Source organism: Pseudomonadota bacterium, assembly GCA_038533575.1.
In the GTDB taxonomy this organism is placed as follows: Bacteria; Pseudomonadota; Alphaproteobacteria; order Rhodobacterales; family Rhodobacteraceae; genus Shimia_B.
On record JBCAYL010000001.1, the window covers coordinates 1 to 25,011 of the forward strand.

The window sequence follows — 25,011 nt, forward strand, 5'->3', positions numbered from 1 at the left end:
GCGGCGCGACGGGCCTGATGAGCGCGGGAGACGGGCCCAGCGACATCCGCGCCTCCGGCCGCGTGAACAAGCTCCTCGGCGCGGCGCTCCTCGGGATGGCTGTCATTCCCGGCTTGCCCGTTGCGACGGGTCTTTACCTCGACGGCTGGGCCTCCGCGCTCCGGTGGCCTGATCTCTTCTACTGGCTGGCCGGGATCACGCTCGCGCTCGTCTGTCTTGGCGTCGTCTTGCTCCTCGTGCCGCAACGGTCTGGCATCAATGTCCGGTTTCGCGCGGGGGGCTTCGATCTTTCGGTGCGGATGCCATTGCGACGAGAACGCCACGAGAGCGTCGCGTGGGAGGATGTGGCCCGCCTCGCGGTAACGAAGGCCAGCCGGAGCAGCGATGCGCTCTGGATCTACCGGCAGAGCGGCGCGCGGATTGACCTCGCGCTCTCTTATGTCCGCCCCGGGACGGACGAGGTGTTTGCCCGCTTTCGCCGCTCGGCGGAGGCGGCGGGCTTCGTCCTTGAGCGGGAGAGGCGCCTATATCTTCTCATTCTCTCCCGAGAAACGTGGCTTGTCGTGCCCGCGGGCAGGCGTGGTCAGGACTGATCCCCTCGGCGCGGTGCCATCTCAGGCCGCGTCGTAGGCGTCTCGCGCGCTGCGCACCTCCACCATGTGCACCGCTGACCAGTGCACCAGCGGCTTCATCTTCTCGCAGAGATCGCGTCCGAGGGGCGTGAGTGCGTAGGAGACGGCCACGGGCGGCCCCTCCGCGACGCTGCGCGTTAGGTAGCCGTCGCGCTGCATGGCCCGGAGGTTTTCCGTCAGAACCCGCTGGGTGATGTCGCCGATGCAGCGTTTGAGGGCGCCGAAGCGCTGCGGGCCGTCCTCGAGGCCGAGCAGGATGAGGATGCGCCACTTGCCCGAAACATTGGATAGGACGGACCGGATCGGGCAGTTCTGCGCCTGTGCCTTGTCGTCGATGCCGATGGGGAGCATGGGATTAGCCTTCGCTGGGGTGGTTTGGTCGAGGATACCAGGTGTCAGAATAGTGCGTAATTGCAATCTGGTGCCGAATGCATACCACTTGCAAGAGCTACGTACCAGCGAGGATGTCCCATGGCCCATACACACCGATCCAGACGACCCATCACCCTCGACGCGTTGGCAGAGCCGCATTGGAGCGACACCGAGCGCGCCCATGCCGCCACCGTTGTGTCCTTTCTTCAGGGCCTCATGAACGATCATGATTTCGAGGGGGTGCTGCGCGCCCATGGCGGCGGGGCCTACCCGCAACACAACCGTGCGATCCCCGACGGCGTGCCCGGCGTGGTGGGCTACCTGCGCGCGTTGACGCGGCGCTTTCCCGAATACGGATATGACGTGAAGCGCATCGTGGCGAGCGGGGATATCGTCGTGACCCACAGCCATGTCACCCTTCGCCACCGCGATATCGGGAATGAAAAGAAGGGTTTCATCATTACCGATACCTTCCGGCTCGAGGACGGGCGGTTGGCGGAGCATTGGGACGCGATCCAGCCGATCGACCTGACGATGCGGCTCGTGGTGTTGCTGACGGGCGGGCGGATCGCCAATGCGAACGCGACGTTCTGAGGCCCTTTCGCCTCAGCGGCCTGGCAGAGCAGGGCCGTCTTTCTCAAGGAGGCGCGCTTCGGCCGCGGTGAGCGCTGCGAGCGCCTCCAGTTCGCCCAGCCCCCGCGCACAGGCGCGCTCCCAGATCCGCTGCGCCGAGATCGGGGACCACGGAAGCGCGGCCTGCGCCAGCCAGGAGCGCACAGGCGCGGGAAGCGCGTCGTAACACTGCATGGGATCGCCCGCGCGCTTGCGGCGTCGGATCCGCGTCTGACCGAGATTTTCGTTCATCGCCCTGCCTGTGGGATGCTCTGACTGCGCGTTGCCGGCTCTGGGGCGAGACGCCCCCAGCCGCTGTCGGCGTAGCTGTTATGTTATATCATTTGCGGCTGCAAGCCAGTTGCAGGCAGCGCATTGACTCCCTCGGCAATAGGACGCATACGCCGCGCTCATTGGTGTTGGTGGTCCTCGCAAGAGGGACCCTGTCGCCCGGGCCAAATCCCGGGAGAGGACAACGCCCTTCGCAACCGCAGAAGGAGATCAGCCGTGACCAAACGCACGTCTGCCAAGTACAAGATCGATCGCCGCATGGGCGAAAACATTTGGGGCCGCCCCAAATCCCCCGTCAACCGCCGCGAATACGGCCCCGGCCAGCACGGCCAGCGCCGCAAGGGCAAAATGTCCGACTTCGGCACGCAGCTGCGCGCCAAGCAGAAGCTCAAGGGCTATTACGGCGACCTGACGGAAAAGCAATTCCGTCGCATCTATGCCGAGGCCGAGCGTCTTAAGGGTGACACGGGTGAGAACCTGATCGGCCTTCTCGAGCGTCGCCTTGACGCAGTCGTCTACCGCGCGAAGTTCGTGCCGACGATCTTTGCCGCGCGCCAATTCGTGAACCACCGCCATGTCCGCGTGAACGGCAAGCTCGTCAACATCGCCTCCTACCGCGTGAAGGAAGGCGACGTGATCGAGGTCCGCGACCGCTCCAAGCAGATGACGGCGATCCTCGAGGCGATCCAACTCCCCGAGCGCGACGTGCCGGACTACATCGACGCCGACCACTCCAAGATGACCGCGACGTTCACGCGCACGCCGGGCCTCTCGGACGTGCCTTACCCGGTGATGATGGAGCCAAACCTCGTCATCGAATTCTACGCTCAGAACTAAGCGTCTGAGTCGAGACCGATTGGAGGAAGGGCGCCCCGGTGGCGCCCTTTTTCATGCCTGTTCGTCCTCCTGCACCTCGCTCAGGCTGAGCGCGACGCCGGCGGCCAGTGCGGCCATGGCGGCGAAGACGGCGAGAACGGCGGCGGCCCCTAGCGCGTCCGCAAGAAGCCCGAACGCGCCGCCCGCGAGCAGAAGCACCCCGATCATCGTGTTGGACAGCGCGGTGTAGAGCGCCTTCTCATCGCCCGTATCCATGTCGGTGAGATGCGTCTTGCGACCCGCGCGCACGCCCTCATACGCGATCTGCGCGACGAAGAGCACGGCGGCGAGCACGAGGAGGTTGATACTCTCCGTCGCCCAGCCGAGGGCGGCGGCAATGCCCAGCGCGAGGGCCGCGAGAGCGCCTGACAAGGCGAGCGTGCGGCGGCTCGAGACATCCGAAAGGCGGCCCCAGACATAGCTCGACGCGATCGCCGCGAGGGCGGAGGCGATAATGAGCACGCCCAGATTGCCGAGCCCGGCCTTCTCGGTCCCGCTGCTCAGGAGCACGATGAATGGCGGGGCGAGGGCCGTGGCGATGAGGAGGCCCCGCGTGGCGAGATAGGCGCGAAATTCCGGATCTTCCGTCAGCGGCTGCACGAGATCTCTCGTGCCCATGGCGCTCGGGTCCGCCTCGGCTGCCTGTTCATCGAGGCGCAGGAAGACCGCCGCACCGAGAAGCCAGAGGCCCCCCGCCATGGCCAGCGCTGCTGCGATGAGGTCGGGCGCGAGGGGTAGGAGCCCCACAGCCAGGGCGGCCGCGAAGGCGAAGACGGCCACGGCGGCGACGGTGCCCGCGGTGCCAGAGACCGTGCCGCGCGTGCCTTCGTCCAGCGTCCGCGCAGCGATATCCTTGTAGCTCGCCGAGCAGGCCGCGCGGGCCGTCGCAAGAAGGGCGAGGCAGCCGAGCACGGCCCAGCCCGCAGCCGCGCCATTGAGGAGAAATGCCGCCGCCGCCATGCCGAGCGCGGCCAGCCCCTGAAGCGCGGAGCCCGTGGCCCAGACAGCCTTGCGATAGCGCCGGGACTGGATCAGTCGGGCGAGCCCGATCTGCGGCAGGAGCGCGCCGGCCTCGCGCACCGGGACGAGCGCGCCGATGAGGGCTGCGGGCGCGCCCAGCGCGGACAGGAGCCAGGACAGCACGAGCTTGGGGTCGATGAGGCCATCGGCCAGCTTCGTCGATGTGAGCGAGACGAGGTGCGTGACGAAATTCCTCGCCTTCGACGGGTCCGCGCCTTCTTGCGTCAATGCATTCTGTACGGCTTTCTCAAGCATCGGTTTCTCCTGGCTGGGGGCGTGCGACCATGTCGCTGGCCCTTGGCTGAGTGTTGCCCTAGAACCTGCGCGACAGCCTTGGAGTTCCCTCATGTCACAGCCGCGCCCGCAGCCGGGGATCATGGAAATCGCGATTTACGTCGGCGGTGAGAGCCATATCGCCGGGCAGAGCGCGGTCTTGAAGCTGAGCTCCAACGAGAACCCGAAGGGCCCGCCTGCGGCCGCCGTGGCCGCGCTCGCCGAGGCGGGCGCGCGTATGCATCTCTACCCGTCCACCGACCACGCATCCTTGCGTGCAGCCATCGGCGAGGTGCACGGCCTCGACCCGGCGCAGATCATCTGCGGCGTGGGCTCTGACGAGATCCTGACCTTCCTCTGCCAGGCCTATGCGGGTGTGGGGGACGAGGTGATCCACACCGAGCACGGCTTTTCCATGTACCCGATCCTCGCCCGCGCGGCGGGGGCCACGCCCGTGAAGGTCGCCGAGCGTGAGCGGCGCGTGGACGTTGACGCGATCCTCGCCGCGGTGACCCCGCGGACGAAGCTCGTCTTTCTCACCAATCCGGGTAATCCCACGGGCACGACCATCCCCATGGCCGAGATCACGCGCCTCGCGGATGGACTTCCGGGCGAGGTCATCCTCGTCATCGACGGGGCCTATGCAGAATACGCAGAGGGGTATGGCACCGACTATGACGGCGGCGCGGCCCTCGCCGGCACGCAGCAGAACGTCGTGATGACGCGCACGTTCTCCAAGCTTTACGGCCTGGGCGGGCTCCGCGTGGGCTGGGGCTTCGCCGCGCAGGGCATCATCGATGTGCTCAATCGCGTGCGCGGGCCCTTCAATCTCTCCGCACCGGCGCTGGCCGCTGCCGAGGCTGCCATGCGCGACCAGGGCTTCGCCCGCGCCTGCATCGCCGAGAACGCGGCCGAGCGAGAGACACTGCGCCGCGCGCTTGAGGCGCTGGGCATCGCGTGCGATCCCTCGGAGGCCAATTTCGTCCTTGCGCGGTTCCGCGAGGCCGCGGAGGCAGAGGCCTGCGAGGCGGCGCTGCGCGCCTCTGGCATCCTGGTCCGCAAGGTGGGCGGCTACGGCTTCCCCGAGGGGCTTCGGATCACCGTGGGAGACGCGCCGGCCACCGCGCGCGTCATCGCCGCGATCCGCGCCTTCATGGGGGTGCCCGCATGATCTACGAGCGCGTGGCGCTGGTGGGGCTCGGGCTTATCGCCTCCTCCATGTACTGGGCCATGAAGCGGGACGCGCTGGCCGGGCATGTGGCGGGCCATGCGCGCTCGGCTGCGACGCGGGACACGGCGCGAGAGATCGGGCTCTGCGACAGCGTGCATGATACGCTCGAAGAGACCGTGGCCGGAGCCGATCTCGTGGTGCTTTGCGTGCCCATCGGTGCCATGGAGGCCTTGGCGCGCCAGATCGCGCCGCATCTGAAACCCGGCGCCACGGTGACCGATGTGGGTTCGGTGAAGCGCGCGGTCATCGCCGCCGTGGGCCCGCACCTGCCCGAGAGCGTGCATTTCGTGCCGGGGCACCCCCTGGCGGGCACCGAGCATAGCGGCCCGCGCTCTGGCTTCGCCGAACTTTTCGAGGGCCGCTGGCACCTCCTGACCCCGGGGGAGGCGGACCGGGAGGCCGTGCAGCGGCTGCGCGCGCTCTGGGAGGCCATGGGCGCCAAGGTCGACGAGATGGACGCAGATCACCATGACCTCGTGCTCGCCGTCACCTCCCACGCGCCACACCTCATCGCCTACACGATGGTGGGCGTGGCCGACGATCTCCAGCGTGTGACGGACAGCGAGGTGATCAACTATTCCGCCGCGGGCTTCCGGGATTTCACGCGCATCGCGGCCTCCGATCCCACCATGTGGCGCGACGTCTTCCTGACGAACAAGGACGCCACGCTCGAGATCCTCGGACGCTTCACCGAGGAGCTTTTCGCGCTCCAGCGCGCCATCCGGACAGGGGACGGCACGCATCTCCACGACTATTTCACGCGCACCCGCGCGATCCGTCGCGGGATCATCGAAGCCGGGCAGGACACCGACGCCCCGGATTTCGGGCGCGGGCGGTGAGGCTCGCACTGGCGCTCGTGTTCCTTGCCGGTGCGGCGGGGGCTGACGCGCCCGAAAGCTCACTCAGGCCCGAGCCGCGCCCTGCCCAGCAGGCCGATGCACTGCCGCCGAACATCGTTGAGCCGCAGTCTTCTCTCGCCCGCCGCCCCGTCATCCGACCGGCGGATCGCACAGTGGCGCAAGCAGCCCCGGAAGGTGCGGGTCCTTTGGCGTCGCCTCGTCCACGGCCGCGAGCACCCAGCGTCGAGCGCTCGGCGGCGCGGATCGAGACCGCGCGCGCGCGGGGACAGGTCTGCGGTGACCCGGCCCTGCAAGGCGAGCGGATCGCGCCCATCGTGGGCCGCATCGCGGGATGTGGCGTGGCCGAACCCATCCGGCTGCGCTCCGTGGCGGGGCTCAGCCTTTCGGCGGCGGCGCGCATGGATTGCCGCACCGCGCAGGCGCTGAAGACCTGGGTCGAGGAGGGTGTGAAACCCGCCGTGGGCACGCGGGGCGGGGGGGCCGTCAGCTTGCGCGTCGCGGCGGGCTATAATTGCCGGACCCGCAACAACCAGCCGGGCGCGCGCATCTCCGAGCACGGCAAAGGCCGCGCCATCGACATCGCCGGGATCGGCCTGCGCTCTGGCGAAGAGATCACGGTGCTCACCGATTGGGGGCAGGGCGATCGCGGCCGGGTACTGAGACAGGTCTGGCGCGCGGCCTGCGGACCCTTTGGCACGGTCCTGGGGCCGGAGGCGGATCGGTTTCACCTCGATCACTTCCACTTTGACACGGCCCGCTACCGCTCCGGCAGCTTCTGCAGGTAGGTCCGGGCCAGGGCGGGCCAGGGTTGGCCGGGGCGGGGCCCTACGCGCCGTCATTCTGCCGACCGAAGACAGCGAGAGTTCAGCGGAGGCGGATGCGCGGCGCCGGTCCCAACTGAATGGGGCCGAGGGAGAGCGTGCCGCCCGCGAACACGAGGGGCAGGTCGATCGTGTTGGGGCCGCCCGAGAGCGAGGCCAGCGCCTCGAGCGTGCGCGTGGCTGTGGGCATGACGCCCTGCGGGATGAGGCCGGTGGCCGCGCCCAGCGAGAGGATCTCGCGCCAATTGGTGGCCACGAGGCCGACGCGGCCCTCGGGTGTGCCATCGGGCGCGATCTCTAGGCCACCTTCCGCGCTCAGCTCGAGCTGACCCCACCGCGCCTCGAACCCGCGCAGCTCGATGCGGGTGGGCTGCGGGCGGGCCTCCTCGATGGCGAAGCGATCCCAGGGCACGTCGAAGGCGGCGGTGGCGTCGAGCGTGAGGGTCTCGAAGGTGTCCGGCAAGCGGCCCTGGGGGCTGAGCGTGAGACGGAGCGCGTCCGACGGGCGCAGGCCCGCCGCATCAACGAAGAGATCGTAGCTGTTCTCGCCTTCCCCCGCGCGGGCCGCGACGAGCGCGCGATCGAGCGTCACTTCCCAGCCTTGGCTGGAGCGCGCGCTCAGCTCCGCGATCTCGGCGGTGGTTTCCTGCACTGCGAGGCGCGTGCCCGCGAGGCGCAGCGAGGCGCGCATGTCCTCGCTCTCGAGCGTGAGTGTGCCGAAGGGCGAGGCCAGCGTCTGGCGCGGCGGGAAGATCGCGATGACATGGGCCGGTCTGTAGGCCAGCGCGCGCACGTCGAGCGTGGGAAGCGACCAGAGGACGCCCGTCTCGGGATCCGCGAGCGAGACATCTATGAGCACGGTGTCGAAGCGATAGGGAAATCCGCGCGTCTCCACCTCTGCCACGTCGGCGGCCCAGCCATCGGCCCGGCGCTCCTCGAACCACCCGCGCGCACCCTTTTCGATGGCCGATTGCGCGAGGACCCAGTATCCGCACCAGCCGATCGTCGCGAAGGCCATGATCCAGATGATGAAGCGCATGCTCTTCCCCCTGCTACTCGCGCCCTCTATAGCCGCGCCCCATGGCAAGGGAAGCGGATACGGTCGACTGGGTTTTCGCCTATGGCTCGCTGATGTGGAACCCGGGGTTCGATGCCGGCGCGGCGGTGCTGGCGCGGCTCCACGGGTATCGGCGAAGCTTTTGCATGTGGTCGATCCACCACCGCGGCACGGAGCAGGATCCGGGGCTCGTCCTCGCGCTCGACGCCGAGCCCGGCGCGTCCTGCGCGGGCATGGCGTTCCGGTTTCCTGTCGAGGGGCGCGCGGAGATCCTCGGCGACCTGCGCGAGCGGGAGCTCATCTCCTCGGCCTATGTCGAGCATGTCGTGCCGCTCAGCCTCGCCACGGGCGAGGAGGTCGAGGCGCTGGCCTACGTGATTGCGCCGGGCCACCCGCAATATTGCGGCGGCCTGACCATGGCGCGGCAGGCGGAGGTGATTGCCGCGGCCCATGGCGGGCGCGGGCCCAATTCCGAGTATCTCTACAATACCGCCACGCATCTTGCCGAGCTCGGGATCGAGGACGCGGAACTGACGCAACTGGCGGCGGATGTGCGCGCCCTCAAGGGCTAGTGCCCCTGGGGGTTAACGTCTATGCTGCGATGCAAAGAACCAACAACAGGACGCGTGCGGTGACCCACACTGATCGCGAGGCCGAGCCACAATTCTCGCAGCCCATTCGCCAGATCTTGCTCATGGTGCTCGTCCTCGCATTGGTGGCGGGGGGATGCACGCTTGCCTTTCCGGTGCTCTACCCTGTGGTGGCGGCCAATCTCTGGCTCAACGGCTTCATCGCCTTCGTCTTTCTCATCGGCGTGGTGGCGACCTTCCTGCAGGTGACGCAGCTCATCAACTCGGTCTCCTGGATCGAGGGGTTTGCGGCGCAAAGGGTGGGCTATGACCTCACCAAGCCGCCCCAGCTCCTCGCGCCGCTGGCGGCGCTCTTGCGGACCCGTGGAGCGCGGATGCAGCTCGGCTCCGCCTCGGCACGCTCGATCCTCGATTCCGTGGCCACCCGCATCGACGAGCAGCGCGAAATCACGCGCTATCTCGTGTCGCTTCTCATCTTTCTTGGCCTCTTGGGGACGTTCTACGGTCTTGCCACGACGATCCCCGCGCTGGTGGAGACGATCCGCTCGCTGACGCCCACGGATGGCGAGACGGGGCTCGACGTCTTCGGCCGGCTCCAGACGGGGCTCGAGAGCCAGCTCGGCGGCATGGGGGTGGCGTTTGCGTCTTCGCTCCTCGGCCTCGCGGGCTCCCTCGTGGTGGGCCTTCTCGAGCTCTTCGCCGGCCATGGGCAGAATCGCTTCTACCGCGAGCTCGAGGAATGGGTGTCCTCGATCACGCGCGTGTCGCTTTCGGGGGAGGGCGAGGCCACGGGCGAGGCGGGCGCCATGGCGCAGGTCCTCGATCATATGCAAGAGCAGATGGAGGCGATGCAGCTGATGTTCACCCAGTCCGATATCAGCCGCTCCATGACCGATGAAAAGATCGCCCAGCTCACCAACTCCATGGAACGCGTGGCCGAGCGGCTCGCAGAGCCCGACGGAGCCGAGGCCGCGCTTGTCCAGATCGCCGAGGGGCAGGAGCGCATGATCCGCGCCCTCGGCGAGGGCGGCGGGGGTGACGGCATGGATGCCGAGAGCCGGATGCGGCTCAGGTCCATAGACGTGCAGCTCCTGCGCCTCCTCGAGGAGGTGAGTGCGGGCCGCCAGGAAGCCATCGCAGAACTGCGCACCGACATCGCGAGCCTCACGCGGGCCCTCAAGCCCGCGCGCTCCGCCGCGCAGGGCAACGGCGGCAGCTCGGACCGCCGCAAGGGAGGCTGAGCCATGGCGCTGAGCCGGCGCACGGGCGGGCGGGTGCAGAACTCGATCTGGCCCGGCTTCGTGGATGCCATGACGGGCCTCCTCCTCGTGCTGATGTTCGTGCTGACGATCTTTCTCGTCATCCAGTTCGTGCTGCGCGACGAGATCACCCGGCAGTCGAGCGAAGTTCTTGGTCTTCAGGCGCAGGTCTCGGAGCTCGCCTCGGCGCTGGGGCTGGCGCGGGACGAGAACGCGGCGTTGACGCAGCAGGTCGACCGGCTCGATATCTCCCTTGACGATGCCGAGGCGCAGGTCCGTGCGCAGTCGGCGCTAATCGCATCGCTGAGCGACGAACGCGCGGCACAGGAGGCGGCACTGGCGGAGGCCGCGGGGCGGATCGCGAGCTTCGAAGAGCAGGTGGCCGCGCTCCTTGGCGCGCAGGCCGAGAACGAGGCCTCCATCGCCGCCCTCGCGGCCGAGGGCGCGGAGGACGATGCACGCATCGCGGAGCTTCTGAGCCGCGAGGAGGCGCTCAACATCGCGCTGGCGGCGGCCCGCGAGGAGATCGGAGAGGAGCAGGCGGCGGCCCGCCGGGCCGATGCCGAGCGCGCGGCGCTCGAGGCGCTCGTGGCCGACCTGCGCGCGGAGGCGGCGGAGCGGGAGACGACGCTGGCGCAGCTTTCCGCGGCACTGGCCGATAAGGAGGACGCGACCGCGGACCTCTCCGCGGCGCTCGCCGCGCTCCGGCAGGAGAAATCGAGCGTGGATGCGCAACTGGCGACGGCCCTCGCCTCGCTGACGCAGTCTCAGGGGACGACGGCCTCGCTCACCGAAAGCCTCGCCGCCCTGCGCGACACGCTCGCCCAAAGCGAAGCGGCGCGGCAGGACGAAGCCGCCCGCGCGTCCGACCAAGCCGAGGAGATCGCCGGGCTGCGCGACCGGGTGCGCAGCGAGGAAGGCGCGCGGGATGCGGCCCTCGAGGATGCCGCCGTGGCGCGCGCCGAGCTCGAAGCCGCGTTGGAGCAGATCACGGCGGAGGAAGAGGCCCGGCTGGCCCAGGCCGCGACGCTACTGGCGCTGCAGGCGCAATTGGCCGACACTCAGGCCGAGCTCACCGCCGAGCAGCAGGCCGCGCTGGCCGAGCAGGCCACCGTGGCCGCGCTCCAGGCCGAGCTGGCCGAAGCGCAGGCGGCGCTGGCCGAGGAAGAACGGGCGCGTCTGGCCGAGGCCGCGGCGGTGGAGGCCCTGCGCGCGCAGCTTGCCACCAGCCAGGGCGCGCTCACGGAAGAGGAGGAGGCGCGACTGGCCGAGGCCGCGGCCGCCGAGGCCCTGCGCGCGCGCCTTCTCGAGGCGCAGGATGAACTCACCGCGCTTGCGCTCGACCTGGAGGCGCGACGGCAGGAGGCTGAAGACACCCTCACGCTGCTCGCTGCCACGCGCGGCGAGGTCGACGACCTCGAGGCGCGGCTGGCGGCGGCTCTTGCGGCGCGTGCCGATGCGGAGGCCGAGGCGGCGACGCTGGAGGACACCCTCGCCCAAACCCGGGCCGCAATCGGCGAGGACGGGCAGAGCGTGGGCGAGCTCCGCGACGCGCTCGCCGCCGCGTTGGCGGCCCAGATCGCGGCAGAGAACGAGGCGGATAGGCAGCTCACCGAAATCGAGCGACGCGATGCGCTGCTCGCGGCCGCCAATGCGGAACTGGCCGAGGAAGAGGCGCTCAGTGCCGAGCAGCAGCGCTCGGTGACGCTTCTCAATGAGCAGGTAGCCGGGTTGCAGCGTGACGTGGCCGTGCTCCGCGGTCTTCTGGACGATTTCGAGGCGCGCGCCGTGGACAGCGACGCTCAGCTCGTCAATCTCGGGCAGGATCTGAACGCGGCGCTGGCGCAGGTGGCGCAGGAGCAGCGCCGCGCGGCGGCGGAGGCCGAAGCACGGCTGGCCGCCGAGGAAGCGCTGCGTCAGGAGCTCGAGGCGCGGGCGCAGGACCTCGAGCGCGCGCAATCCACCTTCCTCGCCGGTGTCCGCGATGCCCTCGAGGGGCAGGAGGGCGTCCGGCTCGTGGGAGACCGCTTCATCTTCTCTTCCGAAGTGCTTTTCCCGCCAGGCGGTGCAGAGCTCAGCCCCGAGGGGCGCGCGCAGATCGCCCGCGTGGCGCAGACGCTGCGGGACGCGGCTGCGGAGATCCCCGAGGAGATCGACTGGGTCCTGCAAGTGGACGGGCATACCGATGACACGCCGCTTTCTGGCTTCGGGGAGTTCGCCAACAACTGGGAGCTGAGCCAGGCGCGGGCCCTGTCGGTCGTGATCTACATGGTCGATTTTCTTGGCTTCGATCCGGAGCGGCTGAGCGCCAATGGCTTTGGGGAGTTCCAGCCGCTCAACCCCGCGGACACCGATGCGGCGCGCGCGCAAAACCGGCGGATCGAGCTGAAATTCACCGGGAACTAGCCCGCCCGAGCCCTGCTCGACGGGCGGCCCACCCGCCCACCCTCGCCCGCCGACCAGCGCACGGGCGGGCTTGACTGACTAATCGAGGGTGATGGCAGCGCTTTCTTCGGCCAGGACCGTGGCGCCGCGCAGATGCGTTACCGTCGCGGTGAAGGTGCCCTCCTGCCGGTTGGTCTCTGTCAGGCGCCTACCGGCGAAGCGCAGGAAAAGCTTGAGACCCGTGGGGCCGAGGATTGCCTGTTCCGACGTCCAGATCGCACCGTCGGGGGCGGTGATATCGATGGCGATGACATCGCCCTCCTGCCCGGCATAGCCGTAGGCCCAGGCCACGAGAGCGGGCGTGTCGCGGGCGTCGAGCCGTTCTGGCACCGTGATGCCCGCGGCGGCATCTGCGAGCGATACGGGCGCGGTGGCGAAGCCCGCGCTGATGAGGCCTCCGGGCGTGTAGTCCGGCGGGTCCTGCCAGAGCGTGGTCGCGGGGGTGGTGCTGCAGGTGCTGTCCATGTCGGGCAGGAACGGGTCCACGATGGCTCCGCCCCGGCGCAGGCTCATGTGGACGTGGGGGTAGGTGGTCAAGCCCGAAAGACCGACCTCGCCAAGCACAGTGCCCGCCGAAACACTGTCACCGGCGGAGACGGTGACGGATCCCCGCTTCAGATGGCAATACTGCGTCGACCAGCCGCCCGGATGGGAGATGTTGACGCCGTTGCCGCATTCGCGGCCAGAGATGTCCGGGGCGGCGGGATCGGTCACGGAGATGTCGGGCAAGACGTCGCGGACGCCGATGACCTGACCAGCGGCGGCGGCGAGCACGGCCACGCCCTCCTCCATCTGGGCGAGGGTCTTGAGGGCGAAGTCGGTGCCGTTGTGACCGTCGCGCGTGACGTAGCCGCAGGCATGGTCGCGCAGGCCCGCGCCGGGATCACGGTCAACATAGTCGTTGATGTAGCAGTCCTCGCCCAGCGTGCAGTCGAGGGGCAGGGCAAGGGAGATTTCCTGTGCGCCGACGGGCGCGGCGAGGGCGGCCAGAACGACAAAAGCCCCGGGAATGACCCGGGGCTTTTGGCCGTGCGACGTCGTCCCGACCGGTGCGGTCGATGGCAGCGCCGGCAAGGGCCTTACTCGGCGGTGAGGAGCGGGGGCTTGTCGCCGCCGCCACCGGACAAGCGGCGCTTTTCCGGGCTTTCGATGCGCAGGTCCAGCTTGCCTTCCTTCACGCCCACCTTGACGTTGCCGCCCTTGGCGAGCTTGCCGAAGAGAAGCTCTTCCGCGAGCGGCTTCTTGATGTGCTCTTGGATCACACGGCCCAAGGGACGCGCGCCCATGCGATCGTCGTAGCCCTTGTCGGCCAGCCATTCCGCGGCGGGCTTCGTGAGCTCGATCGTCACGTTGCGGTCGATGAGCTGCGCCTCGAGCTGGAGCACGAACTTCTCCACCACCTGCAGGATGACATCCTTTGGCAGGGCACCGAAGGAGATTACCGCGTCGAGGCGGTTGCGGAATTCCGGCGTGAACGTCCGCTCGATCGCGGCGGTGTCCTCGCCCTCGCGGCGGTCGCGGCCAAAACCGATTGCGGCTTTGGCCTGCTCGGCGGCGCCGGCATTCGAGGTCATGATGAGGATCACGTTCCGGAAATCGACGGAGCGACCGTTGTGATCGGTGAGCGTGCCGTGGTCCATGACTTGCAAAAGGATGTTGAAGACGTCCGGATGCGCCTTCTCGATCTCGTCGAGGAGAAGGACGCAATGCGGGTGCTGGTCCACGCCGTCGGTGAGCATGCCGCCCTGGTCGAAGCCGACATAGCCCGGAGGCGCGCCGATGAGGCGGCTGACCGCGTGCTTTTCCATGTACTCGGACATGTCGAAGCGCAGCATCTCGACACCCAGCGTATCGGCGAGCTGTTTGGCGACCTCGGTCTTACCCACGCCGGTGGGGCCGGCGAAGAGGTAGTTGCCGATGGGCTTTTCGGGCTCGCGCAGGCCCGCGCGGGCGAGCTTGATCGCCGACGACAGCGCCTCGATGGCGGCGTCCTGCCCGAAGACCACCCGCTTGAGGCTGACTTCGAGATCTTTCAGCACTTCTGCGTCGTCTTTCGAGACGTTTTTCGGCGGGATGCGGGCGATCTTGGCGACGACGGCCTCGATCTCCTTCTGGCCGATGGTCTTGCGGCGCTTTGACTCCGCGACGAGGTGCTGGGCCGCGCCCGCCTCGTCGATCACGTCGATGGCCTTGTCCGGCAGCTTGCGGTCATTGATGTAGCGCGCGGAGAGCTCCACCGCCGTCTTGATGGCGTCGGAGGTGTATTTGACCGAGTGGTGATCCTCGAAATAGGGCTTCAGGCCCTTCAGGATCTTGACCGAGTCTTCCACCGTGGGCTCCGTCACGTCGATTTTCTGGAACCGGCGGGAGAGCGCGCGATCCTTTTCGAAGTGCTGGCGGAATTCCTTGTAGGTGGTGGAGCCCATGCAGCGGAGCTTGCCGCCTTGCAAAGCAGGCTTCAGCAGGTTGGAGGCATCCATGGCGCCGCCCGAGGTGGCACCGGCGCCGATCACCGTGTGGATCTCGTCGATGAATAGGACCGCATCGGGATGCTCCTCGAGCTCCGTCATGACGGCCTTGAGCCGCTCTTCGAAGTCACCACGGTAGCGAGTGCCTGCAAGGAGCGCGCCCATGTCGAGCGAGAAGATCGTGGTGCCGGAGAGCACGTCCGGGGTTTCGCCCTGCACGATCTTGCGCGCGAGGCCTTCGGCGATGGCGGTCTTCCCGACGCCCGGGTCACCCACGAGGATCGGATTGTTCTTGCGGCGGCGGCAGAGAACCTGGATGCAGCGCTCCACCTCGTGCGCGCGCCCGATGAGCGGGTCTACGTCGCCTTTGCCAGCCTTCGAATTGAGATCGACGCAGTACTTCGCGAGTGCGCTCTCTTTCTGGTCCCCGGATTCGGACGCGTCCGAGGCGGTGAACCCCTCGTTTTCGTCCGTGGCGCCGCTGACAGGGCGGCTTTCGCCATAGGAGGGGTCCTTCGCCACACCATGGGCGATGAAGTTGACCGCGTCGTAGCGGGTCATGTCCTGCTCCTGCAGGAAGAAGGCCGCGTTCGACTCGCGCTCGGCAAAGATTGCCACGAGCACGTTCGCACCTGTCACCTCCGTGCGACCCGAGGACTGCACATGGATCGCGGCGCGCTGTATGACGCGCTGGAATGCGGCGGTGGGGACGGCCTCGGACCCCTCGATCTCGGTGATCAGGGTGGAAAGATCATCCTCGATGAATTCCTCAAGGGTCGTGCGCAGGCTGTCGAGATCCACCGAACAGGCCTGCATGACCTTTGCGGCGTCCGGCTCATCGATGAGCGCGAGAAGGAGATGTTCGAGCGTGGCAAGCTCATGGCGGCGAGCATTGGCGAGCGCCAAAGCGGCATGGATGGCCTGTTCAAGGGTGTTCGAAAAAGACGGCACGAAGGGCGCTCCTTTGCTCGGGGTCTCAGGGCTGGCGGGGGCGCGATTTGGGCTTGAAACGCAGCGACAGCCTGCCGTGAAACTGTGACCTCTACCAATTAAGTTTCGGTTTTTATCAGACGCCTTCAAGGGCTTTCTCGAAAATAACCCTCACAAATGAGGGACTGCGTCTGTTGTGCCGAAGCGGTAGGCGGCCACAGGACATGGGGTGTGCGGGGCGCCGGCACAAGTGGTGGTGGAAGTTGTGTGCGCCCGCGCCTAGACTTTTCCCGGAGTGACTTGAGGCCCTGTCCATGCATCTCGACGTGCGCAACCTGCGCAACTTCTACTACCGGTCCTCGCTTGGCCGCGCCGCGCAGCTCGCCATTCGAGAACAGCTCACGATGCTCTGGCCGGACGCGCGGGGACAGTCGGTGGTGGGCTACGGTTTTGCCGTGCCGATGCTGCGGCCCTTCCTCAAACAGGCGGCGCGGGTGGTGGCGCTCATGCCCGGCCCGCAGGGGGTGATGCACTGGCCCGTGGGCGGGCCCAATGTGAGCGTCCTGTGCGAGGAGACGCTCTGGCCGCTGCCCGATGAAAGTGCCGACAAGCTCATCGTCCTGCACGGGCTCGATACCTCGGAGCATCCCGCGGCCCTCCTAGAGGAGTGCTACCGCGTGCTGGCGCCGGAGGGTCGGGCGATCTTCATCGTGCCGAACCGCATGAGCGCCTGGGCGCGGCGCGAGGGCACGCCGTTTTCTTTCTCGCGCCCGTTCACTCCATCGCAGATCGAGGCGCGGCTCGATTATCACGGGCTCGAGACGGTGAACCACGTGACCGCGCTCTACCAGCCGCCGCGCCGGACCCGGTTCTGGCTGAAGTTCGGGCCTCTGATGGAAAAGGTGGGGCGGCAGATTCCGGGCTGGCGCGGGGGCGGGGTGCTTCTCGTGGAGGTCAAGAAGCAGGTTCCCCGGCCCACACGTCCCGGCCTCGGGCAGGTGATCTCGAACCCGCTGAAAGTGCTCGAAGGGATCGGAGCGCCCGCACCCGAGCCCGCGCGGCGGGGCCGGTGAGCGCGCCCGGCCGGACCGCGCCTTGCCCGACGGGCGGCCCACCCGCCCACCCTCGCCCGCCGACCAAGCCCCGGTCCGGCCGGGCGCGCGCGTTCATGGACTGCCTGTTTTTGCGGCGTTTCGAGTTAAACCGCTGGCAAGGCACGACAATTGACAGGAGGGCCTGCCGAAGAATAGGGCGCTGCCGGGCCGGCGCGCGGTGCCCGAGCGTGAGAAAATTTTCGATGCGTTCGCATGGATGCCTCACAAGCCGTTGATTTCGCGCAATTTTGGCCCCAGTGCTCGCCGCTGGAGAGGCATTGCGACCCCTGAAACGGTCTGCTACATCGCCGACGAATTTGCGGCGGGGATGGTCCGCAGCCACCCTGCTCCGCGCAAAAGGCCCGGCTTCAACGGGCGCCATATCGAAAGGGTGGACGTGTCCGAACCGACTTCGATTTCCAACGGCATAGCCGCGCGTTATGCCACGGCCGTCTTTGAGCTCGCCAAGGATGGCAAAGCCCTCCCGGCCCTCGAAACCGACATCACCTCGCTCAACGAAGCTCTGCACGGCTCCGATGATCTTCGGGGTTTCTTCAACTCGCCGGTCTACAGCCGCGACGAGATGGAAAAGGCGGTCGTGGCCTTCGTGGAGAAGGCGGGCTTCAGCGACATCATCAAGAACACGCTCGCGCTTATGGCGCAGAACCGGCGCCTCTTCGTGGTGCCGGCCTTCGTCGAGCGGGTGAAGGCGCTTCTCGCGGAGGAGAAGGGCGAAGTGACCGCGGAGGTGATCACCTCAAAGGCGCTCACGAAGACGCAGGCCGACAAGCTCGCCAAGGTGCTCAAGGCGCAGGTGGGCAAGGATGTGAACATGGAGGCCTCGGTGGACGAGAGCCTCATTGGCGGAATGATTGTGAAGGTGGGTTCTCGGATGGTCGACACGTCGATCCGCTCCAAGCTCGCTGCACTGCAAAACACCATGAAAGAGGTCGGATAAATGGCGATCCAAGCGGCGGAAATTTCCGCGATCCTGAAGGACCAGATCAAGAATTTCGGTCAGGAGGCCGAGGTGGCCGAGGTGGGCCGCGTGCTCTCCGTCGGCGACGGGATCGCGCGGGTCTACGGGCTCGACAACATCCAGGCCGGTGAGATGGTCGAGTTTCCGGGCGGCATCCAGGGCATGGCGCTCAACCTCGAGATGGACAATGTCGGCTGCGTGATTTTCGGCTCCGACCGGGACATCAAGGAAGGCGACACCGTCAAGCGGACGAACGCCATCGTGGACGTGCCCGCGGGCCCCGAGCTTCTCGGCCGCGTCGTGGACGGTCTCGGCAACCCGCTCGACGGCAAGGGTCCGATCAAATCGGCCGAACGCCGCGTGGCGGACGTCAAGGCGCCGGGCATCATCCCGCGTAAATCCGTGCACGAGCCGATGGCGACCGGCCTGAAAGCCGTGGACGCCATGATCCCGGTGGGCCGCGGCCAGCGTGAGCTCATCATCGGCGACCGTCAGACCGGCAAGACCGCCGTGGCGCTCGACACGATGCTGAACCAGAAGTCCTACAACGACGCCGCGGGCGACGATGAGAGCAAGAAGCTCTACTGCGTCTACGTGGCCGTGGGCCAGAAGCGCTCCACCGTGGCACAGCTCGTCAACAAGCTCGAGGAAACGGGCGCGATCGAGTACTCGATCGTGGTGGCCGCCACCGCCTCCGACCCCGCGCCGATGCAGTTCCTCGCGCCCTACGCCGCCACCGCCATGGCCGAGTATTTCCGCGACAACGGCAAGCACGCGCTGATCATCTACGATGACCTCTCCAAGCAGGCCGTGGCCTACCGCCAGATGTCGCTGCTGCTGCGCCGCCCGCCCGGCCGTGAAGCCTATCCGGGTGACGTCTTCTACCTCCACTCGCGGCTGCTGGAGCGTTCGGCCAAGCTGAACGAGGATAATGGTGCGGGCTCGCTGACGGCGCTGCCGATCATCGAGACGCAGGCTGGTGACATCTCAGCCTTTATTCCGACGAACGTGATCTCGATCACCGACGGTCAGATCTTCCTCGAGACGGAGCTCTTCTTCCAGGGCATCCGCCCGGCCGTGAACACCGGTCTGTCGGTGTCGCGCGTGGGCTCCTCGGCCCAGACGAACGCGATGAAATCGGTGGCGGGCTCAATGAAGCTCGAACTCGCGCAGTACCGCGAGATGGCGGCCTTCGCGCAGTTCGGCTCGGACCTCGACGCGGCGACGCAGAAGCTCCTGAACCGCGGCGCGCGCCTCACGGAGCTCCTCAAGCAGCCGCAATATTCGCCGTTGACCAACGCCGAGATTGTCTGCGTGATCTTCGCGGGCACCAACGGCTACCTCGACGATCTCAAGGTGGGCGATGTGGGCCGCTTCGAGCAGGGGCTCATCAAGCACCTGCGCGGCAAGGGGAAAGATCTTCTCGATCACATCACGAAGGACGATCCCAAGATCAAGGGCGAGGCGGCCGACAAGATCAAGGCCGTCATCGACGAGTACGCGCAGAGCTTTTCGTAAGGACCTCTCATGCCCAGCTTGAAGGACCTGAAAAACAGGATCGACTCGGTCAAATCGACCCGGAAGATCACCAAGGCCATGCAGATGGTGGCTGCCGCGAAACTGCGGCGGGCACAGGATGCCGCCGAGGCCGCGCGCCCCTACACGGAGCGCTTTAACGCGGTGATGGCGGGCCTTGCCTCCTCCGTGGGTGGCTCGGAGTCCGCACCCGTCCTGCTCAAGGGCACGGGCAAGGACGACGTCCACCTGCTCGTCGTGATGACGGCGGAGCGCGGCCTTTGCGGCGGCTTCAACTCGTCCATCGCCAAGATCGCGCGCCAGCACGCGCAGAAGCTCTTGGCCGAGGGCAAGACGGTGAAAATCCTCACTGTCGGAAAGAAAGGCCGTGACCAGCTCAAGCGCGACCTCGGCAAGCACCTCGTCGGCCACGTGGACCTCAGCGATGTGAAGCGCGTGGCCTACAAGGACGCGGCCGGCATCGCGCAGGACGTTCTCGACCGCTTCGAGGCGGGCGAATTCGATGTCGCCACCATCTTCTTCAGCGCGTTCGAGACGGTCGTGTCACAAATCCCGACCGCGCAGCAGATCATCCCGGCCTCCTACGAAAGCGAGGGCGAGGATGGCAGCGAAAGCACGCTCTATGACTACGAGCCGAGCGAAGAGGCGATCCTGGCCGACCTGCTGCCGCGCGGTGTCGCGACGCAGATCTTCGCCGCGCTGCTGGAAAATGCTGCCTCCGAGCAGGGCGCGCGCATGTCCGCCATGGACAACGCCACCCGCAACGCTGGCGAGATGATCGAGAACCTGACGATCGAGTACAACCGCTCCCGCCAGGCCGTCATCACGAACGAACTCATCGAAATCATTTCGGGCGCGGAAGCGCTCTAACGAACCCGGAGAACCGCAATGGCAACAGCAAAAGGCAAAGTCACCCAGGTGATCGGCGCCGTGGTGGACGTCCAGTTCGACGACCACCTGCCCGAAATTCTCAACGCGCTTACGACCGACAACAACGGCCGCGAGCTCACGCTCGAGGTCGCTCAGCACCTCGGCGAGGCGACGGTGCGCACCATCGCCATGGACTCCACCGAGGGCCTCGTGCGCGGTCAGGAAGTGAAAGACCTCGGCCGTCCGATCTCGGTGCCGGTGGGCGACGCCACGCTTGGCCGCATCATGAACGTCGTGGGCGAGCCCGTGGATGAAAAGGGCCCGGTGGAAGCCTCCGAGACCCGCTCGATCCACAATGACGCTCCCGAATTCGCGGAGCAGTCGGTCTCGTCCGAGATCCTCGTCACCGGTATCAAGGTGATCGACCTCCTCGCGCCGTATTCCAAGGGCGGTAAAATCGGCCTCTTCGGCGGTGCCGGCGTGGGCAAGACGGTGCTCATTCAGGAGCTCATCAACAACATCGCCAAGGTGCACTCGGGCTATTCCGTGTTCGCCGGCGTGGGGGAGCGGACCCGCGAGGGTAACGACCTCTACTACGAATTCATCGAATCCGGCGTCATCAACGCCGAGGATCTGACGAAGTCCAAGGTGGCCCTCGTCTACGGTCAGATGAATGAACCGCCGGGTGCGCGTATGCGCGTGGCGCTGTCGGGCCTGACCATGGCCGAGCAGTTCCGCGACCAGTCCGGCACGGACGTTCTCTTCTTCGTGGACAACATCTTCCGGTTTACGCAGGCCGGTTCCGAGGTGTCCGCACTTCTGGGCCGTATCCCGTCCGCTGTGGGCTATCAGCCGACGCTCGCCACCGACATGGGCGCGATGCAAGAGCGGATCACCTCGACGAAGAACGGCTCCATCACCTCGGTGCAGGCCATCTACGTGCCCGCGGACGACCTGACCGACCCCGCGCCGGCCACGTCCTTTGCCCACCTCGACGCCACGACCGTTCTGTCGCGCGCGATCTCGGAGCTCGGCATTTACCCGGCCGTGGACCCGCTCGACTCCACCTCCCGTATCCTCGACCCCGCCGTGGTGGGTGACGAGCATTACGGCGTGGCCCGTGACGTGCAGGGGATCCTCCAGCGCTACAAGTCGCTGCAGGACATCATCGCGATCCTCGGGATGGACGAACTCTCTGAAGAGGACAAGCTGACCGTGGCACGCGCCCGGAAGATCCAGCGCTTCCTCTCGCAGCCGTTCGACGTGGCCGAAGTCTTCACCGGTTCGCCCGGTGTGCAGGTGCCGCTCGAAGACACCATCTCCTCCTTCAAGGCCGTGGTGGCTGGCGAGTACGACCACCTGCCCGAAGGCGCCTTCTACATGGTGGGCGGCATCGACGAGGTGAAGGCGAAAGCCGAGAAGATGGCGGCGGAGGCTGCCTAAGAGAAGGATGCGCCCCGGGCTCGACCCGGGGCCTCTACCTTTAACGCGCGAGGTCCCGGGTCAGGCCCGGGACGGGTGAAGGAAAGCAGATAGATGGCATTTCAATTCGATCTCGTGAGCCCGGAGCGACGCCTGGCCTCGTTCGAGGCGAGCGAAGTTCAGATCCCGGGCGCCGAGGGGGACATGACCGCCATGCCCGACCACGCGCCCACGATCACCACACTGCGCCCGGGCGTGCTGCGCGCGGTGAGCAAGGACGGCGCACAGGATTTCGCGGTCACTGGCGGCTTCGCCGAGATCACCCCGGCAGGAGCCTCTGTCCTCGCGGAGCGCGCCATGCCGCTCGCGGAGGCCAAGGAGACCGTGGACAGCCTCATCGCGGAGGCGCGTGAAGCTGCAAGCGGGGCCGAGGGCGACGCCAAGGACACCGCCGACAAGCGCGTGGCCGATTACGAGGCTCTCAAGGCCGCCATCGGCTGAGGCTTGCGGGCCGCATTGCGACGCGAACGAGGCCCCTCCGGAGGCCTTTTTCATGCCTTGCCACACCTTTGCCCCATTTCCGGCTTTTGCCGAAGGCGGGGAGTGGCGAGTGCTTTGGGCCCATGAAACGACTGCGCAATCACTTGATCGGTGTGGATCAGGGCGAACACGTCCTGTTTTCGCATTTCGAGGAAGACGGTCCGATGTGGTCGGGCAAGGGGCCGCGCGTCGTGAAGACGCCGGTGACCTTCGCCGAGCCGTTCCGCGCGCCTCCCAGCGTTCAGGTGGCGCTGAGCATGTGGGACATGGATAACGCGGCGAATTCCCGCGCCGATATGCGGGCCGAGGCGGTCACGGTGTCCGGCTTTGAGCTGATCTTCCGCACCTGGGGTGACACGCGCGTGGCGCGCGTCCGGGCCAATTGGACGGCCATCGGCGAACTGCGCCAAGCCGATGAATGGGATCTCTACTGACGCAGCGTCAGGCGTGAACAATGTTCAAAAACTCCCATGTGTGACGGGTATCGGTCATTCAGGGAGGTCGGACATGGGACGCTTGCTGGGGCTTTATCTCGCCGCATTAGTCACGGGCGCGCTTTCGGGCCTGCTGGGCATGCCCATCGTCGACCCGCTTGGCCAGATCGGCCTCGCGCGCTTCATCGGCCTGCCGGATGACGCGCTTTTCGTCTCGCTGCCCCTCGCGCTAGGGCCGGGAGCTGTTTTCGGCCTCATTGGAGGGTTCTTCCTGCGCTTTATCCTCGCGCTTCGCTGGCGGGATGCCGCAGTTTTCGCGGCGTTTTCCGTCACCGGCATGTTCGTGGCGAGCGAGGCGGCGACATGGTCCGCGATCGCGGCGCGGGATGCGGGCCTGCCGCCCTTCGCGGTCACGTACCTCTTGGGCAGCCTCATCGGCAGCACGGTCCTTCTCGCGCCCCTCGCGCCCCGCCTTGGGCGAGCGCTCCTCCGCGACGCGGCGATCTGGCCCGCGCTCTGGGCGGCAGGTATCGGGCTGACCCTCGACCTCACCGGAAATGACGACCTGCTCACGGCCCGCTGGCTCATCCCGCTCCTCGCCGGGTGGCAGGCGCTCGTGCTGATGCTCGCGACACGCGCCGCGCAGGCTCACTCCCAGTGATAGAGCCCTTCGTAGATCGGGCCGAGCGTCGAGGGATCGAAGAGCGAACTCACGGATGTCCCGTTCCAGATATTGAGGATCGCCTGGGCGAAGATCGGGGCCGTGGGCACGATGCGGATGTTCTTGCAGTCGCGTACGGATTTGGTCGCCTCGATCGTGTCGGTGACCACGAGCGTCTTCATGACCGAATTGGTGATCCGCTCCACTGCCGGGCCCGAGAGCACACCGTGGGAGATGTAGGCATGGACCTCGGTGGCCCCGTGATCGAGCAGCACCTCCGCCGCCTTGCACAGCGTGCCGGCGGTGTCACAGATATCGTCGACGATCACGCATTTCTTGCCGGTCACGTCGCCGATGACGGTCATCTCCGCCACCTCGCCGGCCTTCTCCCGGCGCTTGTCCACGATGGATAGCGGCGCGCCGATGCGCTGCGCCAGCTCCCGCGCGCGCGCCACCCCGCCCACATCGGGGCTCACCACCATCACATCCTCGATGGAGCCGAAGTGGTTCTTGATGTCGAGCGCGAAGATCGGCGAGGCGTAGAGGTTGTCCACCGGGATGTCGAAGAAGCCCTGGATCTGCGCGGCGTGCAAATCCATCGTGAGGATCCGTTCGATGCCTGACTCGACCATCATGTTCGCCACGAGCTTGGCGGAAATGGGGGTGCGCGCCTTGGTGCGCCGGTCCTGCCGCGCATAGCCGAAATAGGGAATGACGGCCGTGATCCTCTGCGCGGAGGAGCGACGCAGCGCATCGGCGATGATGAGCAGCTCCATCAGGTTGTCATTGGCCGGCCGCGAGGTGGGCTGGATGATGAACATGTCCTCGCCGCGCACGTTCTCGAACACCTCGGTGAAGATCTCGCCGTCGTTGAAGCGCTCCACCCGCGCATCCACGAGCCCGAGGTTCTGCCCCCGGCTCATCCCCACCCGGCGCGCGACGGCCTTGGCGAGGGTCATGTTTGCATTTCCGGAAATGAGTTTGGGTTCCGCGGAGGTCGGCATTCTGGTGTCCCGTTCTGTCCCTTCGGCGGCCGCCCTTGTCCCCGAGTCGCCGCGTTGACACCGCCTAGCACGGGCCTACGGTCCCACCAACAGCGGAGCGGCCACGAGGAGCCCACATGGCGCATATCGACTACTATTTTTCCACCATCTCTCCCTACACGTATCTCGCGGGGACGCGGATGGAGGCCGTGGCGGAAAAGCACGGCGCGTCAGTAACCTACAAGCCGCTCGACATCGTGACGCTCTTCTCTCGTACCGGAGGCACAGCCCCGAAGGATCGCCATCCTGCCCGCCAGGAATACCGCGCCCAGGAGCTTGTCCGGCAGGCCGAAAAGCTCGGGATAGCGTTCAATCTGAAGCCCGCCCACTGGCCCACAAACCCGGCGCCGTCCTCCTACGCGTTCATCGCCGCGGAACAGGCGGGTGGGGACCTCGGCGCGCTCGTCCACGCCTTCTGCCGCGCCTGCTGGGCCGAGGAGAAAGACATCGCCGAGGACGCCGTCATCCGGGGCTGCCTTGAGGCGGCGGGCTTTGATCCTGCCCTGGCCGATAGCGGGCTCCTCGCCGGGGCGGAGGCCTATACCCAGAACCTCGAGGATGCGGTCAACGCGGGCGCCTTCGGTGCGCCCTTCTACATCACGGACGATGGTGCCCGCTTCTGGGGGCAGGACCGGATCGAAGACCTCGATCGCCACCTGTCGAAGTGACGCTGCACCGCTGGGGGGCGGCGCGCC

Annotated in this window: 25 protein-coding genes; 18 read left to right on the top strand and 7 right to left on the bottom strand. The window is 67.2% G+C overall.

Annotated features, from left to right (window positions below; genetic code table 11):
- Positions 1-593, top strand: a 593-nt coding sequence (locus AAFM92_00005) for a hypothetical protein (GenBank protein ID MEL7298738.1), incomplete at its 5' end; no start/stop codon positions are given.
- Between the two features lie 21 nt (positions 594-614).
- Here AAFM92_00005 and AAFM92_00010 read toward each other — a convergent pair.
- Positions 615-983, bottom strand: coding sequence for a helix-turn-helix domain-containing protein (locus AAFM92_00010; GenBank protein ID MEL7298739.1), 369 nt, complete (start codon positions 981-983; stop codon positions 615-617).
- A 120-nt stretch (positions 984-1,103) separates the two neighbouring features.
- On the opposite strand from AAFM92_00010, the gene AAFM92_00015 reads away from it, so the two are divergent.
- Positions 1,104-1,598 (top strand): ester cyclase, encoded by a 495-nt coding sequence (locus AAFM92_00015; protein MEL7298740.1) that lies wholly within the window; start codon positions 1,104-1,106, stop codon positions 1,596-1,598.
- A gap of 12 nt (positions 1,599-1,610) precedes the next feature.
- On the opposite strand, the gene AAFM92_00020 is transcribed toward AAFM92_00015, so the two are convergent.
- Positions 1,611-1,868 (bottom strand): DUF6525 family protein, encoded by a 258-nt coding sequence (locus tag AAFM92_00020; GenBank protein MEL7298741.1) that lies wholly within the window; start codon positions 1,866-1,868, stop codon positions 1,611-1,613.
- Positions 1,869-2,123: 255 nt separating this feature from the next.
- On the opposite strand from AAFM92_00020, the gene rpsD reads away from it, so the two are divergent.
- Positions 2,124-2,744, top strand: a complete 621-nt coding sequence (gene rpsD, locus AAFM92_00025; protein MEL7298742.1) for a 30S ribosomal protein S4 — start codon at positions 2,124-2,126, stop codon at positions 2,742-2,744.
- Between the two features lie 51 nt (positions 2,745-2,795).
- Here the strand turns inward: rpsD and AAFM92_00030 are convergent, their stop codons facing one another.
- Positions 2,796-4,058 (bottom strand): MFS transporter, encoded by a 1,263-nt coding sequence (locus AAFM92_00030; GenBank protein ID MEL7298743.1) that lies wholly within the window; start codon positions 4,056-4,058, stop codon positions 2,796-2,798.
- A gap of 91 nt (positions 4,059-4,149) precedes the next feature.
- Between AAFM92_00030 and hisC the strand changes: the two genes are divergently transcribed.
- Genes hisC through AAFM92_00045 form a run of 3 tightly spaced genes read left to right on the top strand, consistent with a single transcriptional unit; the run spans position 4,150 to position 6,952 of the window.
- Positions 4,150-5,247: a histidinol-phosphate transaminase gene (gene hisC / locus AAFM92_00035; protein ID MEL7298744.1), complete on the top strand. Its 1,098-nt coding sequence runs from the start codon at positions 4,150-4,152 to the stop codon at positions 5,245-5,247.
- Positions 5,244-6,146 (top strand): prephenate/arogenate dehydrogenase family protein, encoded by a 903-nt coding sequence (locus tag AAFM92_00040; protein MEL7298745.1) that lies wholly within the window; start codon positions 5,244-5,246, stop codon positions 6,144-6,146. Before hisC ends, AAFM92_00040 begins: the two co-directional genes overlap by 4 nt.
- A complete protein-coding gene (locus AAFM92_00045) occupies positions 6,143-6,952 on the top strand; it encodes an extensin family protein (protein ID MEL7298746.1) in 810 nt (269 codons plus the stop codon). The genes AAFM92_00040 and AAFM92_00045 overlap by 4 nt, the downstream gene beginning before the upstream one ends.
- A gap of 79 nt (positions 6,953-7,031) precedes the next feature.
- Here AAFM92_00045 and AAFM92_00050 read toward each other — a convergent pair whose 3' ends face one another.
- A complete protein-coding gene (locus AAFM92_00050) occupies positions 7,032-8,027 on the bottom strand; it encodes a DUF2125 domain-containing protein (protein MEL7298747.1) in 996 nt (331 codons plus the stop codon).
- A 41-nt stretch (positions 8,028-8,068) separates the two neighbouring features.
- On the opposite strand from AAFM92_00050, the gene AAFM92_00055 reads away from it, so the two are divergent.
- The 3 genes from AAFM92_00055 to AAFM92_00065 are packed head-to-tail and all read left to right on the top strand — an operon-like array spanning position 8,069 to position 12,300.
- Positions 8,069-8,617, top strand: a complete 549-nt coding sequence (locus AAFM92_00055; GenBank protein MEL7298748.1) for a gamma-glutamylcyclotransferase — start codon at positions 8,069-8,071, stop codon at positions 8,615-8,617.
- A 59-nt stretch (positions 8,618-8,676) separates the two neighbouring features.
- Positions 8,677-9,876 carry a biopolymer transporter ExbB gene (locus tag AAFM92_00060; GenBank protein MEL7298749.1) on the top strand — a complete coding sequence of 400 codons (1,200 nt, stop codon included), beginning with the start codon at positions 8,677-8,679 and terminating at the stop codon, positions 9,874-9,876.
- A 3-nt stretch (positions 9,877-9,879) separates the two neighbouring features.
- Complete coding sequence (locus tag AAFM92_00065; GenBank protein ID MEL7298750.1) at positions 9,880-12,300, top strand: peptidoglycan -binding protein; 2,421 nt, start codon at positions 9,880-9,882, stop codon at positions 12,298-12,300.
- A 78-nt stretch (positions 12,301-12,378) separates the two neighbouring features.
- Here the strand turns inward: AAFM92_00065 and AAFM92_00070 are convergent, their stop codons facing one another.
- Together AAFM92_00070 and clpA are read right to left on the bottom strand one after the other, a co-directional pair.
- A complete protein-coding gene (locus tag AAFM92_00070) occupies positions 12,379-13,413 on the bottom strand; it encodes a M23 family metallopeptidase (GenBank protein MEL7298751.1) in 1,035 nt (344 codons plus the stop codon).
- 5 nt (positions 13,414-13,418) lie between these two features.
- A complete protein-coding gene (gene clpA / locus AAFM92_00075) occupies positions 13,419-15,758 on the bottom strand; it encodes an ATP-dependent Clp protease ATP-binding subunit ClpA (protein ID MEL7298752.1) in 2,340 nt (779 codons plus the stop codon).
- 293 nt (positions 15,759-16,051) lie between these two features.
- On the opposite strand from clpA, the gene AAFM92_00080 reads away from it, so the two are divergent.
- The 8 genes from AAFM92_00080 (at position 16,052) to AAFM92_00115 (ending at position 23,273) form a co-directional block, all read left to right on the top strand.
- Positions 16,052-16,810, top strand: coding sequence for a class I SAM-dependent methyltransferase (locus AAFM92_00080; GenBank protein MEL7298753.1), 759 nt, complete (start codon positions 16,052-16,054; stop codon positions 16,808-16,810).
- A 418-nt stretch (positions 16,811-17,228) separates the two neighbouring features.
- On the top strand, positions 17,229-17,789 hold the full coding sequence (locus tag AAFM92_00085) for a F0F1 ATP synthase subunit delta (GenBank protein ID MEL7298754.1): 561 nt from the start codon (positions 17,229-17,231) through the stop codon (positions 17,787-17,789).
- Positions 17,790-19,328 (top strand): F0F1 ATP synthase subunit alpha, encoded by a 1,539-nt coding sequence (atpA, locus tag AAFM92_00090; GenBank protein ID MEL7298755.1) that lies wholly within the window; start codon positions 17,790-17,792, stop codon positions 19,326-19,328. It abuts the gene before it with no gap.
- A 9-nt stretch (positions 19,329-19,337) separates the two neighbouring features.
- Complete coding sequence (locus AAFM92_00095) at positions 19,338-20,216, top strand: F0F1 ATP synthase subunit gamma (protein ID MEL7298756.1); 879 nt, start codon at positions 19,338-19,340, stop codon at positions 20,214-20,216.
- Positions 20,217-20,234: 18 nt separating this feature from the next.
- Positions 20,235-21,659 (top strand): F0F1 ATP synthase subunit beta, encoded by a 1,425-nt coding sequence (atpD, locus tag AAFM92_00100; protein MEL7298757.1) that lies wholly within the window; start codon positions 20,235-20,237, stop codon positions 21,657-21,659.
- A gap of 93 nt (positions 21,660-21,752) precedes the next feature.
- Entirely contained in the window at positions 21,753-22,139 is a 387-nt protein-coding gene (locus tag AAFM92_00105; GenBank protein MEL7298758.1) for a F0F1 ATP synthase subunit epsilon, read from the top strand.
- Between the two features lie 122 nt (positions 22,140-22,261).
- A complete protein-coding gene (locus AAFM92_00110) occupies positions 22,262-22,612 on the top strand; it encodes an H-type lectin domain-containing protein (GenBank protein MEL7298759.1) in 351 nt (116 codons plus the stop codon).
- Positions 22,613-22,685: 73 nt separating this feature from the next.
- Positions 22,686-23,273, top strand: a complete 588-nt coding sequence (locus AAFM92_00115) for a hypothetical protein (GenBank protein MEL7298760.1) — start codon at positions 22,686-22,688, stop codon at positions 23,271-23,273.
- Here the strand turns inward: AAFM92_00115 and AAFM92_00120 are convergent.
- Positions 23,261-24,277: a ribose-phosphate pyrophosphokinase gene (locus AAFM92_00120; protein ID MEL7298761.1), complete on the bottom strand. Its 1,017-nt coding sequence runs from the start codon at positions 24,275-24,277 to the stop codon at positions 23,261-23,263. The genes AAFM92_00115 and AAFM92_00120 overlap by 13 nt on opposite strands.
- A gap of 116 nt (positions 24,278-24,393) precedes the next feature.
- Between AAFM92_00120 and AAFM92_00125 the strand changes: the two genes are divergently transcribed.
- Entirely contained in the window at positions 24,394-24,984 is a 591-nt protein-coding gene (locus AAFM92_00125; protein MEL7298762.1) for a 2-hydroxychromene-2-carboxylate isomerase, read from the top strand.
- The last annotated feature ends 27 nt before the right edge of the window (positions 24,985-25,011 follow it).

Excerpts from the sequence above, each read along its gene's own strand:
- atpA (MEL7298755.1), top strand. The coding sequence starts at position 17,790 with ATGGCGATCCAAGCGGCGGAAATTTCCGCGATCCTGAAGGACCAGATC.
- AAFM92_00030 (MEL7298743.1), bottom strand. The coding sequence starts at position 4,058 with ATGCTTGAGAAAGCCGTACAGAATGCATTGACGCAAGAAGGCGCGGAC.
- AAFM92_00040 (MEL7298745.1), top strand. The coding sequence starts at position 5,244 with ATGATCTACGAGCGCGTGGCGCTGGTGGGGCTCGGGCTTATCGCCTCC.
- AAFM92_00050 (MEL7298747.1), bottom strand. The coding sequence starts at position 8,027 with ATGCGCTTCATCATCTGGATCATGGCCTTCGCGACGATCGGCTGGTGC.
- AAFM92_00120 (MEL7298761.1), bottom strand. The coding sequence starts at position 24,277 with ATGCCGACCTCCGCGGAACCCAAACTCATTTCCGGAAATGCAAACATG.
- AAFM92_00055 (MEL7298748.1), top strand. The coding sequence starts at position 8,069 with ATGGCAAGGGAAGCGGATACGGTCGACTGGGTTTTCGCCTATGGCTCG.
- atpD (MEL7298757.1), top strand. The coding sequence starts at position 20,235 with ATGGCAACAGCAAAAGGCAAAGTCACCCAGGTGATCGGCGCCGTGGTG.
- AAFM92_00125 (MEL7298762.1), top strand. The coding sequence starts at position 24,394 with ATGGCGCATATCGACTACTATTTTTCCACCATCTCTCCCTACACGTAT.
- AAFM92_00015 (MEL7298740.1), top strand. The coding sequence starts at position 1,104 with ATGGCCCATACACACCGATCCAGACGACCCATCACCCTCGACGCGTTG.
- AAFM92_00020 (MEL7298741.1), bottom strand. The coding sequence starts at position 1,868 with ATGAACGAAAATCTCGGTCAGACGCGGATCCGACGCCGCAAGCGCGCG.
- AAFM92_00095 (MEL7298756.1), top strand. The coding sequence starts at position 19,338 with ATGCCCAGCTTGAAGGACCTGAAAAACAGGATCGACTCGGTCAAATCG.
- AAFM92_00115 (MEL7298760.1), top strand. The coding sequence starts at position 22,686 with ATGGGACGCTTGCTGGGGCTTTATCTCGCCGCATTAGTCACGGGCGCG.
- AAFM92_00105 (MEL7298758.1), top strand. The coding sequence starts at position 21,753 with ATGGCATTTCAATTCGATCTCGTGAGCCCGGAGCGACGCCTGGCCTCG.
- hisC (MEL7298744.1), top strand. The coding sequence starts at position 4,150 with ATGTCACAGCCGCGCCCGCAGCCGGGGATCATGGAAATCGCGATTTAC.
- AAFM92_00010 (MEL7298739.1), bottom strand. The coding sequence starts at position 983 with ATGCTCCCCATCGGCATCGACGACAAGGCACAGGCGCAGAACTGCCCG.
- AAFM92_00110 (MEL7298759.1), top strand. The coding sequence starts at position 22,262 with ATGAAACGACTGCGCAATCACTTGATCGGTGTGGATCAGGGCGAACAC.
- AAFM92_00065 (MEL7298750.1), top strand. The coding sequence starts at position 9,880 with ATGGCGCTGAGCCGGCGCACGGGCGGGCGGGTGCAGAACTCGATCTGG.
- AAFM92_00080 (MEL7298753.1), top strand. The coding sequence starts at position 16,052 with ATGCATCTCGACGTGCGCAACCTGCGCAACTTCTACTACCGGTCCTCG.